The sequence below is a fragment of the Pseudomonas sp. PA-1-6B genome (assembly GCF_021609545.1).
GTDB classification, from domain to species: Bacteria; Pseudomonadota; Gammaproteobacteria; order Pseudomonadales; family Pseudomonadaceae; genus Aquipseudomonas; species Aquipseudomonas fluorescens_BV.
The window spans coordinates 1-11,873 of record NZ_WJZM01000098.1 but is presented as its reverse complement, the minus strand read 5'-3'; the positions used below and the strand labels follow the sequence as shown (position 1 = coordinate 11,873).

Sequence of the window (11,873 nt, the reverse complement as noted above, 5' to 3'; positions counted from 1 at the left end):
CCACCCCCCCCGTATCTCCCCACACACCCCGCTCCCCCGACAGCCTCATCTCTTTAAAAGACACACAAAACCCCCCCCCCCCCCCCGCCCCTTCTCCGTCGCCCCCATGATGGACTGGACCGACCGCCACTGCCGGTTCTTCCTACGCCTGCTCTCCAAGCACGCCCTGCTCTACACCGAGATGGTCACCACCGGCGCTATCCTCCACGGCGACCACGAGCGCTTCCTACGCCACAACGAAGCCGAGCACCCGCTGGCCCTCCAGTTGGGCGGCAGTGTCCCTGCCGATCTGGCCGCCTGCGCCCGCATGGCCGAAGCCGCGGGTTACGACGAAGTGAATCTGAACGTCGGCTGCCCCAGCGACCGGGTGCAGAACAATATGATCGGCGCGATCCTGATGGCGCACCCAGCCCTGGTGGCGGACTGTGTGAAGGCCATGCGCGATGCGGTGTCGATTCCGGTGACGGTGAAGCACCGTATCGGCATCAATGGGCGGGACAGTTATGCCCAGTTGTGTGATTTCGTCGGCACGGTAAGGGACGCCGGTTGCACCAGTTTTACCGTGCATGCGCGGATTGCGATTCTGGAGGGGTTGTCGCCCAAGGAGAACCGGGACATTCCGCCGTTGCGTTATGACGTGGCGGCGCAGTTGAAGCGGGATTTTCCGGAGTTGGAGATTAATCTCAATGGTGGGATCAAGACGCTGGAGCAGTGTCAGGAGCATTTGCAGACGTTTGATGGGGTGATGCTGGGGCGGGAGGCTTATCACAATCCGTATCTGTTGGCGGAGGTGGACCAGCGGTTGTTTGGCAGTGAGACGCCGGTGATTAGCCGGGCGGAGGCGTTGGCGCAGTTGCGGCCTTATATTGCTGAGCATTTGGCCAGTGGTGGGACGATGCATCACATTACTCGGCATGTGTTGGGGTTGGGCACGGGGTTTCCAGGGGCGCGCAAGTTCAGGCAGTTGTTGTCGGTGGATATTCATAAGGCGGCGGATCCGTTGGCGTTGCTGGATCAGGCGGGGACGTTGTTGGAGGGGCGGTGATTGGTCGAGTGTCAGGTAGATGCTCATTGGGCGTACCGGCGCTATCGCAGGCAAGCCAGCTCCCACATTTTTTGCCTGGTGAGGGTCAGGTAAGTGCTCATTGGGTGTACCGGCGCTATCGCAGGCAAGCCAGCTCCCACATTTTTTGCCTGGTGAGGGTCAGGTAAGTGCTCATTGGGTGTACCGGCGCTATCGCAGGCAAGCCAGCTCCCACATTTTTGCCTGGTGAGTGTCAGGTAAGTACTCATTGGGTGTACCGGCGCTATCGCAGGCAAGCCAGCTCCCACATTTTTGCCTGGTGAGGGTCAGGTAAGTGCTCATTGGGTGTACCGGCGCTATCGCAGGCAAGCCAGCTCCCACATTTTTGCCTGGTGAGGGTCAGGTAAGTGCTCATTGGGTGTACCGGCGCTATCGCAGGCAAGCCAGCTCCCACATATTTAGCGGTGATTGCAAGGGCGCGGCAGGTGCTGCCGGCCCTTGCTGCACTGTTGCTTAGTTTTCCGGCACTGTTCCTTTGGGCACAGTTACCCATTGGTCGGTGTCGCGGTTATACCTTTTCCAATCTTTATCGGTCCTGACTTTTCGGTAAAGCGTGTTGAATGTGGTGCCGCCGAGTATTTGAAATTGAACTTCACCGCCTGGCGTTTTGCAGTTAACCAACCCCAGAATGGGTGAGTTCGGGTTTACTTGCAGTGCATACACGGCGTCTCCAAAGGTTCCGGTGGTGGCGTAGTCCAGTGCAAAACTCACGAACTGACTTTTCGGGGTGTCGCTGGACTGTAAGGCGAGCAGTCGCATTGTCGTGTAGGTGGCACCGTTGAAACCCAGCGCGTGTAGGTCAGGCCCATCGATGGCCCAGTACTCTTGGGGTGTGCCGCCTCCTTTGACGTATTTGTCCAGGTCGTTCTGCGCCTTGGAGTAGATCACCCCGGCCTTGAGTTTCTGGACGTGCCAATTGTTGGTGTCCGCGCTCTCATACGCGCGGTACACCCAGGTGGCAGGCGCAGTCACTCTGGTGTCGGTGATCTTGCCGCCGTAGGATGAGGTCAGTTCGTTTTCCTTTTCCAGGGTGCGACTCCCCATGGGTTTACCTGCCTTGGCAGTGTCAATGATGCCACGCATTTCCTGGGTATCGTAACAACCGGCGCTGAGGGCCTGCTGTACCGTCACATCGGCAAATACCGTTGTTGAACAAATAAAACCCAGGGCGACAAATAGCGTTGATATATTCCGTTTCATTACATCTCTCCTTTGCTTTCAAACTAACGAACAAGCAGATTTTAATAAACAGGCACACACGCACTTCACCGCAGACAGTTATGTCATCAGAGTTTTTATCGGCCCAAGTTAGCGCTTGCCAGTCAGGTATAGCACAAGTAAAAACAGCAACAACTAAAGAGCTGGAAAATAAACTTTTCACAACTTCAAAACACTGATATCACCTTTATCAACTGGCTTGAAACCGGTGGCGCAGGACGGGTGGAATCCGGTTGAACCTAGCTGCGATTTTGCCCTCCAATCGAGCACCACGGCCGGTGATTCAAACGGCCGTTTCCAGGTTATTGCCCTCGCAAACGACCTAACGCATTTGCGCCCTTGAGCGCCTGCCAGCGCTCGGGTAATGTCACTAGACCCACAGGACAGAGCACGCCCATGACTTCCAAGCTGGAACAACTCAAGCAATTCACCACCGTCGTAGCCGATACCGGCGATTTTTCCACCCTCGCCAAGCTAAAGCCGCAAGACGCCACCACCAACCCTTCCCTGCTGCTCAAGGCTGCGTCGATTCCTGGCTATGCCAAGCTGCTGGATGAGTGTGTGCAGGACTGCAACGGCGATGTGGGCCTGGCCAGTGACCGCTTTGCGGTGGCGGTGGGTCAAGAGATTCTCAAAGTAGTGCCGGGCCGTATTTCCACTGAGGTGGATGCGCGCCTGTCGTTCGACGAGGCCGCTATTCTCAAGCGTGCGCACCGTCTGATCGACCTGTACGACAAAGCCGGCGTCAGCCGCGACCGCGTGCTGATCAAGATCGCCTCCACCTGGGAAGGCATCCGCGCCGCCGAAAAGCTGGAAAAAGAAGGCATCCAGACCAACCTGACGCTGCTTTTCTCGTTTGCCCAGGCCGTGGCTTGTGCCGAAGCGGGTGTGTTCCTGATTTCGCCGTTCGTGGGCCGTATCTACGACTGGTACAAGAAGGCCAACGGCAACGACTACACCGGTTCCGATGACCCGGGCGTGCAGTCGGTGACGCGCATCTATAACTACTACAAGGCTAACGGCTACAAAACAGTAGTGATGGGTGCGAGCTTCCGTAACCTCAGCCAGATCGAGGAACTGGCCGGTTGTGACCGCCTGACCATCAGCCCGGACCTGTTGGAGAAGCTGGCAGCCGATGAAGGCAAGCTGGAGCGCAAATTGGCGCCAGGCCATGCCGGTGAAGCCCGTGTGCATATGACTGAAGCGCAGTTCCGTTGGGAGTCCAACGAGGACGCGATGGCGACTGAGAAGCTGGCGGAGGGGATTCGTCAGTTTGCTCGGGACCAGGAGAAACTGGAGGCGTTGTTGTCGGCCAAGCTGTAAAGGCAGATAGCGGCAAAAAGGGCGGCACCTGTGAGGGTGCCGCCCTTTTTTTGCCTCGGTGTCACCGCCGTCCAGTGTGGGAGCTGGCTTGCCTGCGATAGCGGTGGGCCAGCCAACACTTCATCGACTGACACTGCGTAATCGCAGGCAAGCCAGCTCCCACATTGGACTGTGTGTGTATGTTTGGGCAGGGAGGCCGTCAGTGCCGCTCGAGGGCGTTGACGAGGTCGTGGAAGGCTTCGCGGTTGGACTCATTCAAGCCCATCAGGATCTTGTGCGCTTCCAGCACCTTGACCCGCACCACTTCCTCGGACTGGTCCTGGGACGGCAGGTCGGTGAGGCATTCCGGGCACGGGATGGGGCGGTCAACGATGTTGAACACCTGGTCAAAGCCCATGGATTGCAACAGACGGGTGATGTCTTCGTGGGTGGTGACCACGGTCGGCAATAGGCCGACCTTCTGCCGCGACAGAATGGACAATTTGGCCAACAGGCCCAGGGTGGTGCTATCGATGCTGCGCGTTTCGGTCAAGTCGATCACGATCGCCGAGAAGTTCAGCGCAGTGAAGATCCGCTCGATCGTCGCATCCAGGGCCGAACACAAGGTCAGGCGCACTTCACCGACAAACTTCAGGACGAAGGTCCCGTCTTGCTCGGCGAATTGGATTCTTCCGGTACTCATCAAAGATTCCTGCTCAACACCAATAGGGCGATATCATCCGGCATCTCCCCTAGCGTGGCCAATCCAAAAACCTGCCGCAGGCCATCCAGGCTGCCGCCCGCCGACTTGACCTTTTGGGGCAAGGCGGCTTCTTTCTCTTTGAGTGTAGGCTCTGGAAGAAGGTCCAGAATACCGTCGGACATCAGCGTCAGGCTGAAGGTCGGCGGCAGTTCCAGGATGTGGTCTTCGTAGGTGGCTTCGTTAAACAAGCCTACGGGCAGGCCACGCCCTTCCAGGTAGCGCACACTGTCGGGAGTGTATAAAACAGGCATCGGCAGGTGGCCGCCAATGCTGTAGGTCAAAAGACCGGTTTCTTCGTCGATCACGCCGCCGACCATCGTCACGTGCTTGCCCAGCTTGCAGCTGATCAGGCCCCGGTTGATGTGGCCCAGCACCTCGGAGGGGGTGAACTCCGGCAAGGTCCCGTTGCGCTTGGACTCGAACAACAGCCGTGTGGTCATGAACTTCAACAACACGGTAACAAAGGCAGAAGACGCGCCGTGGCCGGAAACGTCGGCCAGGTAGAACGCCACGCGGCGCTCATCGACACGGAAATAGTCGACAAAATCACCCGACAGGTACAACGACGGGATGATCTGGTGGGCAAACGTGAATTCGTCAATCGTCCAAGGGCTCACCGGCAGCATATTCATCTGCACCTGGCGACCGGCGTTCTGGTCTTCCTGCAGCAGGTTCAGGCTGGCTTCGAGTTCGCGGTTGGCGGTCTCGAGCTTTTCGCGGTAGCGCTGGTTTTCCAGGAGCAGGCGTGCACGGTCCAGGGCGCGGCGCACCGAGTGCTCCAGCACGGCCAGGTCTTCCAGGGGCTTGATCAGGTAATCGGCGGCGCCCAGGCGCAAGGCTTCAACGGCATCGTTCATGACACCGGCACCGGACACGACAATCACCGGCGTTTGCGGGGCAAGGTCGGTCACCTGGCGAATCAGCTCCAGGCCGCCCATCTGGGGCATGCGCAGGTCGCAGATCACAAGGTCGGGCTTGTCGCGCTCGAATACCTGGAGACCCTGTTGGCCATTACTGGCCTGCAGGACGCTGAAGCCACTGTCTTCCAAGTAGGCCGCGAGGCTCGCGCGCACTACTTCGTCGTCATCGATAATCAGCAGCGTGGCACTGGTTTTTTGCATGTGGGCAAACGGCGCCAGAATTAGGTTGGCGTAGGCGGCTCGGCAATGGCCGGGCTCACGTACTGGATTCGCTTTCTAGCCTCTCTGTCCTACAAAGCATTGGGATTTGGCCCATGCACAACGGTAAAGCAGAGGTGCCCTTCTAAGGCGCAGACGGTACTCCCATCCGTGAGGGGTTTCAAGCTCATGCCGATGGTCGCCGGGCGTCTTTACACCGCAAATCACCGGGAGTTATAAGAACCCTCACAACCACAACGCAAAGTAAGGATGGATGCTGTGAGCGAGCACGAGCGCGACTACGCCGAAAAACGCGATTTCATCCGCATGCGAATAGATGCCGATGTGTCTTTGATCCATGCCGGGCAGGAGATTGCCGGTACCTGCGTGGACCTCTCCAGTTCCGGCATGCAGGTGCAGGCACCTCGCCAGTTCACTGTGGGCGACCTGCTGACCGTGCGCATTGATTCAGAGCACGCGGCCCTCAAAGGCCTTGAGGCCGATACAGAGGTGGTGTGGACCAAGGCGGCCGGAGACGAGCAGCAACTAGGCTTGAAGATTTTGAAAATGCGCTGAAAAGCGCGCACAAAAAAGGCGACCTTACAAAGGTCGCCTTTTTCATTTCAAAACGTCACAGCTTAAAAGTCGTCAACGACCTTGCCGTCCTTGACCTTGAACTCGCGGTTCTGCAGGTAAGCGTTACGAATGAAGGTGTACTTGTCGCCGCTGATCAGCTTTTCGCTGTCGAGCAGGCTGGCGCGCACGTCAACGACGTTGAGGCCGAAGGTGCTGTTACGCCAGCCGATGTCGTTCATGTAGCGGTACGGTTGGGTGTAGCTGTCGACGTATTTGGACGGCGCATCACGCAAGGTGCTTGGGCCCAGCAACGGGATCATCACGTACGGGCCACTGCCCACGCCCCAGTAGCCGAGGGTCTGGCCGAAGTCTTCGTCGCTGCGCTGCAGCCCCATTTTGGTGCCGACGTCGATAAAGCCCAGTACGCCAAATGTGGTGTTAACCAACAGGCGGGCGGTGTCGACGCCTGCATTGTGCGGCTTGAGCTGCAGCACGTTGTTGGCCAGGTTGCCGACATCACCGATGTTGCGGAAGAAGTTGTGAACGCCGTCCTGCACAAATTGTGGGGTAACGAACTGATAGCCTTGGGCAATTGGCTTGAGGGCATAAGTGTCAACGGTATCGTTGAAGGTGAAGATGGGGCGGTTGACACTTTCCCACGGGTCATCTTCCGAGGCCGCTTGGGCAGCGAAAGGTGCCAACAGGATGGTGGCACACACCGATAGCTGAGCGAAGTACTGGCTCCAGCGCATAGCTTTTGCTCCTTGAATGGTCTGTCATGGGCGCTATGCCCTGAATAAGGCTGTCAGTATATGACGGAAGTGTCGATTTAGGCAGCTACCTAGAATCGTCTTAGGGAAAATGCACAAAATTCCTACAAATATCGACAGTGTCATCCCCTTGTCATGCCGCCCCGATAGCGTGGCAGCTATTTCAGGGACGTTCAGATGCCACACGCCGAGATTGCCGTCGCCGCCGCCCCCTCATTGACCGCCGTGTTATTTGGCCTGAGTGGCTGCCTGGTGGATTTTGGTTCCTTGGCCCGCACCGACTCACCTTGCGCCGACGCCGAGGCCACGCCAGGCGCGTTGAAAATCCTGCGCAGCCTCAAAGAACAAGGCGTGCCCTGCGCCTGGCTGGACGAACTGCCTCCCGCCGTGACCACGCCACTCTGCGCCGGCCTGCCTGGCTGGCTAAAGGCCGCCTCGCCCTCCTCCATTCGCTGGCCTGCGCCCCACGCCTGCTGGCAAGCGCTGATGGAGTTGAACATCGAACGTCTGGAAGGCTGCGTACTGGTCAGCGGCGAGCCGCGCCTGCTGCAATCGGGCCTGAATGCCGGTTTGTGGACCATCGGTCTGGCCTCCTGCGGTTCGCTCTGCGGCCTGTCGCCCCGGCAATGGCAGGCGCTGACCGAGCAGCAACGCGAACACAAGCGCGGCAAGGCCACGGTGGCGCTCTATGGCCTGGGCGTGCACTCGGTGATCGACCATCTCGGCGAACTCGACACCTGCCTGGCCGACATCCGCCTGCGCCAGCTCAAGGGCGAGAAGCCCTGATCGAGATCATGCACAGTTGGCCGCAGTGGATTAATCTACAGGTCAGCCCGTAGACCTTTCGCGGTGCGCCGCGGTCTATGCCAGTGCCTATCGATAAAAGGAAAGAACGTCATGCCTGATCGCGAGAAGTTACAACAGCAGGCCGATATTGTGCGTGAGCAACTGGAGAATCATCCCGAGTTGCCCGCCGAGAAACGTCAAGCATTGGAAGAGTTGATCGCCAAATTCGAAGTCCAGCTGAAAATGGAACCGGCCACCCAGACGCCCAGCATCGCTGACGATGTGAACCGGGCAGTGGAAGGTTTTGAACTGGACCATCCAGGCATTGCCGGGACGTTGCGCAATATCGTGCTGACCCTTGGCAATATCGGCATCTAACCCGAGTCCAAGCCAAACACAAAACCAAATGTGGGAGCTGGCTTGCCTGCGATAGCGGTGTATCAGTCACTTGATGAATGACTGAAAGATCGCAATCGCAGGCAAGCCAGCTCCCACAGTTTTTTGTATGAAGGCTTACTGACGCGCCAGGCGCACGTTCAGGAACTGGGTGTTCTCAGTGCTGCGATACGGATTGATATCCAACCCACCCCGACGCACATACCGTGCATACACCGTCAACTTCTCTGGCTTGAGCAAGCGCTGCAAGTCCAGGAAGATCCGCTCCACACACTGCTCATGAAAGTCCGAGTGCTGGCGAAAGCTGACGATATATTCCAGCAGGCTGGCGTGATCCAACGCCGCACCGCGGTATTCCACCACCACGCTGCCCCAGTCAGGCTGGCTGGTCACCGGGCAATTGGATTTGAGCAGGTGGCTGTGCACGCTCTCCTCCACCACGCGCGAATCATCGCAACGCAGCAGTTCCGGGCGCGGGTGTTCGTAGCTGCTGACGTTGATATCCAGGCCGTCAATGCACACGCCCGGCAACGCCATCACGCCTTCTGCCTCGATGTCGGCCAGGCTGCGAATACGCACGCTCACTGGCTTGCCGGCAGCAGCGCTGAGGTCGGTGCGCAAGGTGGCTTCAAGGCTTTGCGTATCGGCAAACGCGGTCTGGTTCAGCGAGTTGAGGTACAGCTTGAACGACTTGGACTCGATGATGTTCGGCGAGTCGGCCGGAATGCTGAACTCACCGATGGCCACCACCGGCTTGCCCGAGGGCAACAACCAGGACAGTTCGAAGCAGTTCCAGAAGTCCACGCCCTTGTACGGCAGGGTCTCGGCGCTCAGGCCCAGCTCGGCCCACTTGGCGGCGCGTGGAATCGGAAACAGCAACGAAGGCGTGTAGGTGCTGATGTATTCACTGGACTTGCCCAGCGGCGAATGTTCGGCTGCGGGATGCATGGCGGAAACCTGGCTAAATAAACCGCGCCAGTCTACCAGCCTTTGCTCGCGCCCTTAACAAACGCCTCACTCAACGGTCAGTTTGCCGACCATGCCCGCCTGGTAATGCCCGGGCAGGTTGCAGGCAAACTCAAGGCCTGTGGCCTGCTTGAACGTCCAGGTCAGCTCGGCCGTCTTGCCCGGCTCCACCAACACGCTGTTGGGATCGTCGTGCTTCATGCCGCCCATGTCGCCGTGGCCCATGGCGCTGTGATCCATCTTGCCCATGCCGGTGGCGGTGAGCATGCCACTGGCTTGCATCTGCAACATCTCTTTCTGGTGGGCGGCATGCATGGCCGCGTCGCCCAGGTTGAACTCATGCAGCAACTGGCCTTTGTTGACCAGCACGAAGCGCACGGTTTCACCGGCCTTGACGTCCAGGGACTTGGGCTCAAAGGCAATGTCCCGCAGCGTGACTTCAACGGTGCGCGTGGCTTTATCCGCCGGGGCCGGCTGGCCGAACGCGTAGGTGTGAGTCGCATCTGCCAGGGCATTGAAACTCAACGCCAGCAGGCAGCCTGCCAATAACAGAGGTGTACGCAACGCCATCTTTCACTCTCCAAAATAGGTATCCAGCTTGGGCAACACTTTAAGATGGCCTCGCTGCCAGCCAGCTGACTGCTAGATTACAACTTTGTCAGCTTGCGCCCATACCCCGGAGCCCAGGGTATAAAGGCCGGCGTCCACCTTGACCAAGAGCCCTACATGAAACTGCTGATCGTCGAAGACCAACCCAAAACCGGTCATTACCTGCGCCAGGGCCTGGCCGAAGCGGGCTTTACCACCGAACTGGTGGCCGACGGCACCAGTGGCCAGCACTTGGCGCTGACGGGCGACTATGACTTGTTGATCCTCGATGTGATGCTGCCTGGCCGCGATGGCTGGCAAATCCTGCAGGCGGTGCGCAGTGCCGGCCTGGACATCCCGGTGCTGTTCCTCACCGCTCGCGATGCCGTAGAAGACCGAGTACATGGCCTGGAGCTGGGCGCCGACGATTACCTGGTCAAACCCTTCGCGTTTTCCGAACTGCTGGCGCGGGTGCGCACCTTGTTGCGCCGTGGCAGCAGCACGCCGCAGGAGACCACGCTGCAACTGGCCGACCTGAGCCTGGACTTGATCCGCCGCCGCGTCGAGCGCAGCGGCCAGCGCATCGACCTCACCGCCAAGGAGTTCGCCTTGCTGGAGCTGCTGCTACGCCGCCAGGGCGAAGTGCTGCCCAAGACGCTGATTGCCTCCCAGGTGTGGGACATGAATTTCGACAGCGACACCAACATCATCGAAGTCGCCATTCGCCGCCTGCGCCTGAAAGTCGACGACAATTTCCCCAACAAACTGATCCACACCGTACGCGGCATGGGTTACGTGCTGGAGGAACGGTTCACGTGATCAAGCGCCTGTCCCTGACCAGCCGCCTGGCGCTGCTGTTTGCCGCCTGCACGGCGGTGGTCTCGTTGATCGCCGGGGTGTTGTTCAACCGGGCCAGCGAGGCGCACTTCATGGAGCTGGACCAGCAACAGCTCGAAAGCAAACTGGTGGCCCTGCGCAGCACCTTGCAGGGTGTCGCCTCACCGGAAGACCTCGCCCGGCGAACCCCTCAACTGCGCGCCGAACTCGATCACCAGCCCGACCTCGCCTTGCGCATCACCGGAGCTGGGCAACGTTGGCTGGACGGCGCGCCACACCTTCCCTTGCCCCAAGCGCCCGGCCTGCACAGTCTGCAATACGCAGGCACCGACTACCGCGTATTCATTGCACCCTTGACGCCCAGCCAACTGGATTCGCCACAGCTGACACTGATCCTCGACATCACCCACCACCAGCACTTTCTGCAACGCATGCAACGCTTGATCTGGCTGACCGTCGGCCTCTCGGCCCTGGCCACTGCCCTGCTCGGCGCCTGGGCTGCACGCAGTGGCTTGCGACCGCTGCGGCGCATGGGCGAAGTGGCGGCCAGCGTCTCCGCCCACTCCCTGACGCAACGCTTACCCCAAGCGCAAATGCCGGTGGAGCTGGCGGAGCTCGCCAAGGCCGTCAACGCCATGCTGGCCCGCCTCGATGATGCGTTCCAGCGCCTGTCCGCCTTCAGCGCAGATATTGCCCACGAACTGCGCACGCCGCTGTCCAACCTGCTGACCCAGACCCAGGTCATCCTCACCCAGCCGCGCCCGCTGGAGGATTACCGCGAGGCGCTGCACAGCAACCTGGAAGAGCTGCAATGGATGGCGCAACTGGTCAACGACATGCTTTACCTGGCCAAAGCTGACCACGGCTTGCTGATGCCCACCCGTGAATCCCTGGACTTGGGCGATGAGGTCGACGCACTGTTGGAGTTCTTTACCCTGCTGGCCGAGGACGCACAAGTGAAGCTGATGCGCGAAGGCAGCGCCCATAGCATGGGCGACCGCGGCATGTTGCGCCGGGCCCTGTCGAACTTGCTGGATAACGCGCTGCGCTTTACGCCACCAGGCGGTGAAGTGCGGGTGCGGATCGAGAGCGGCGTGACACTGACGGTTGAGAACAGCGGGGAAGGCATTCCTGCGCCGTTACTGCCGAGGCTGTTTGACCGTTTCTACCGAGCCGACCCGTCGAGGCGCGCAGGCAGCAGTGAACATGCGGGGCTGGGGTTGGCGATTACCCAGTCGATTGTGCGGGCGCATGGCGGGAGGATTTATTGTGAGTCGCAGGCGGGCTGGACAAGGTTTGTGATTGAGTTGCCCAAGGGAGATTGATGCAAGCTGGGCCGGCCCTATCGCAGCATAGGTATCTACACAACTTCGGCACGACGCTAAATCTGTGGCGAGGGAGCTTGCTCCCGTGACGGCCTGGCAGCCGACACAGATATAACTGATGCCCCGCGATCCAATGTGGGAGCT

Annotated in this window: 13 protein-coding genes; 7 read left to right on the top strand and 6 right to left on the bottom strand. The window is 59.4% G+C overall.

The features are described from left to right. Nucleotides 1-13 precede the first annotated feature (13 nt). Complete coding sequence (gene dusA / locus GIV35_RS26705; protein WP_329609957.1) at nucleotides 14-1,045, top strand: tRNA dihydrouridine(20/20a) synthase DusA; 1,032 nt, start codon at nucleotides 14-16, stop codon at nucleotides 1,043-1,045. 492 nt (nucleotides 1,046-1,537) lie between these two features. On the opposite strand, the gene GIV35_RS26700 is transcribed toward dusA, so the two are convergent. Then, nucleotides 1,538-2,284, bottom strand: coding sequence for a hypothetical protein (locus GIV35_RS26700; RefSeq protein ID WP_105226182.1), 747 nt, complete (start codon nucleotides 2,282-2,284; stop codon nucleotides 1,538-1,540). A gap of 414 nt (nucleotides 2,285-2,698) precedes the next feature. Here GIV35_RS26700 and tal point away from each other — a divergent pair, with 414 nt between their 5' ends. Further along, nucleotides 2,699-3,625 carry a transaldolase gene (gene tal, locus GIV35_RS26695; RefSeq protein WP_003189693.1) on the top strand — a complete coding sequence of 309 codons (927 nt, stop codon included), beginning with the start codon at nucleotides 2,699-2,701 and terminating at the stop codon, nucleotides 3,623-3,625. 199 nt (nucleotides 3,626-3,824) lie between these two features. Here the strand turns inward: tal and rssC are convergent, their stop codons facing one another. Both rssC and rssB read right to left on the bottom strand, forming a co-directional pair. After that, a complete protein-coding gene (rssC, locus tag GIV35_RS26690; RefSeq protein ID WP_003172602.1) occupies nucleotides 3,825-4,307 on the bottom strand; it encodes an anti-sigma factor antagonist RssC in 483 nt (160 codons plus the stop codon). After that, nucleotides 4,307-5,488, bottom strand: coding sequence for a two-component system response regulator RssB (gene rssB / locus GIV35_RS26685; RefSeq protein WP_054899086.1), 1,182 nt, complete (start codon nucleotides 5,486-5,488; stop codon nucleotides 4,307-4,309). The genes rssC and rssB overlap by 1 nt, the downstream gene beginning before the upstream one ends. A gap of 276 nt (nucleotides 5,489-5,764) precedes the next feature. Between rssB and GIV35_RS26680 the strand changes: the two genes are divergently transcribed. Continuing rightward, entirely contained in the window at nucleotides 5,765-6,061 is a 297-nt protein-coding gene (locus GIV35_RS26680) for a PilZ domain-containing protein (RefSeq protein ID WP_105226181.1), read from the top strand. Nucleotides 6,062-6,123: 62 nt separating this feature from the next. On the opposite strand, the gene GIV35_RS26675 is transcribed toward GIV35_RS26680, so the two are convergent. Continuing rightward, entirely contained in the window at nucleotides 6,124-6,813 is a 690-nt protein-coding gene (locus GIV35_RS26675) for an MlaA family lipoprotein (protein ID WP_003189688.1), read from the bottom strand. Nucleotides 6,814-7,008: 195 nt separating this feature from the next. Between GIV35_RS26675 and GIV35_RS26670 the strand changes: the two genes are divergently transcribed. Both GIV35_RS26670 and GIV35_RS26665 read left to right on the top strand, forming a co-directional pair. Continuing rightward, a complete protein-coding gene (locus tag GIV35_RS26670; protein WP_223023148.1) occupies nucleotides 7,009-7,617 on the top strand; it encodes an HAD family phosphatase in 609 nt (202 codons plus the stop codon). Between the two features lie 111 nt (nucleotides 7,618-7,728). Next, the gene (locus tag GIV35_RS26665; protein WP_057975699.1) at nucleotides 7,729-7,995 is read left to right on the top strand and encodes a DUF4404 family protein; all 267 of its coding nucleotides are present in this window, start codon (nucleotides 7,729-7,731) and stop codon (nucleotides 7,993-7,995) included. 135 nt (nucleotides 7,996-8,130) lie between these two features. Here the strand turns inward: GIV35_RS26665 and queF are convergent, their stop codons facing one another. Further along, a complete protein-coding gene (gene queF / locus GIV35_RS26660) occupies nucleotides 8,131-8,961 on the bottom strand; it encodes an NADPH-dependent 7-cyano-7-deazaguanine reductase QueF (protein ID WP_198714787.1) in 831 nt (276 codons plus the stop codon). Nucleotides 8,962-9,027: 66 nt separating this feature from the next. Next, nucleotides 9,028-9,549, bottom strand: a complete 522-nt coding sequence (gene copI, locus GIV35_RS26655) for a copper-resistant cuproprotein CopI (RefSeq protein ID WP_057975697.1) — start codon at nucleotides 9,547-9,549, stop codon at nucleotides 9,028-9,030. Between the two features lie 156 nt (nucleotides 9,550-9,705). On the opposite strand from copI, the gene GIV35_RS26650 reads away from it, so the two are divergent. Beyond that, nucleotides 9,706-10,386, top strand: coding sequence for a heavy metal response regulator transcription factor (locus GIV35_RS26650; protein WP_020302902.1), 681 nt, complete (start codon nucleotides 9,706-9,708; stop codon nucleotides 10,384-10,386). Continuing rightward, entirely contained in the window at nucleotides 10,383-11,729 is a 1,347-nt protein-coding gene (locus GIV35_RS26645; RefSeq protein ID WP_236304490.1) for a heavy metal sensor histidine kinase, read from the top strand. The genes GIV35_RS26650 and GIV35_RS26645 overlap by 4 nt, the downstream gene beginning before the upstream one ends. Nucleotides 11,730-11,873 lie beyond the last annotated feature (144 nt).

What these genes read in the sequence shown, in the direction of transcription:
- GIV35_RS26700 (WP_105226182.1), bottom strand. Translation starts at nt 2,284, where the DNA reads ATGAAACGGAATATATCAACGCTATTTGTCGCCCTGGGTTTTATTTGT.
- GIV35_RS26665 (WP_057975699.1), top strand. Translation starts at nt 7,729, where the DNA reads ATGCCTGATCGCGAGAAGTTACAACAGCAGGCCGATATTGTGCGTGAG.
- copI (WP_057975697.1), bottom strand. Translation starts at nt 9,549, where the DNA reads ATGGCGTTGCGTACACCTCTGTTATTGGCAGGCTGCCTGCTGGCGTTG.
- GIV35_RS26670 (WP_223023148.1), top strand. Translation starts at nt 7,009, where the DNA reads ATGCCACACGCCGAGATTGCCGTCGCCGCCGCCCCCTCATTGACCGCC.
- queF (WP_198714787.1), bottom strand. Translation starts at nt 8,961, where the DNA reads ATGCATCCCGCAGCCGAACATTCGCCGCTGGGCAAGTCCAGTGAATAC.
- GIV35_RS26650 (WP_020302902.1), top strand. Translation starts at nt 9,706, where the DNA reads ATGAAACTGCTGATCGTCGAAGACCAACCCAAAACCGGTCATTACCTG.
- GIV35_RS26675 (WP_003189688.1), bottom strand. Translation starts at nt 6,813, where the DNA reads ATGCGCTGGAGCCAGTACTTCGCTCAGCTATCGGTGTGTGCCACCATC.
- tal (WP_003189693.1), top strand. Translation starts at nt 2,699, where the DNA reads ATGACTTCCAAGCTGGAACAACTCAAGCAATTCACCACCGTCGTAGCC.
- rssC (WP_003172602.1), bottom strand. Translation starts at nt 4,307, where the DNA reads ATGAGTACCGGAAGAATCCAATTCGCCGAGCAAGACGGGACCTTCGTC.
- rssB (WP_054899086.1), bottom strand. Translation starts at nt 5,488, where the DNA reads ATGCAAAAAACCAGTGCCACGCTGCTGATTATCGATGACGACGAAGTA.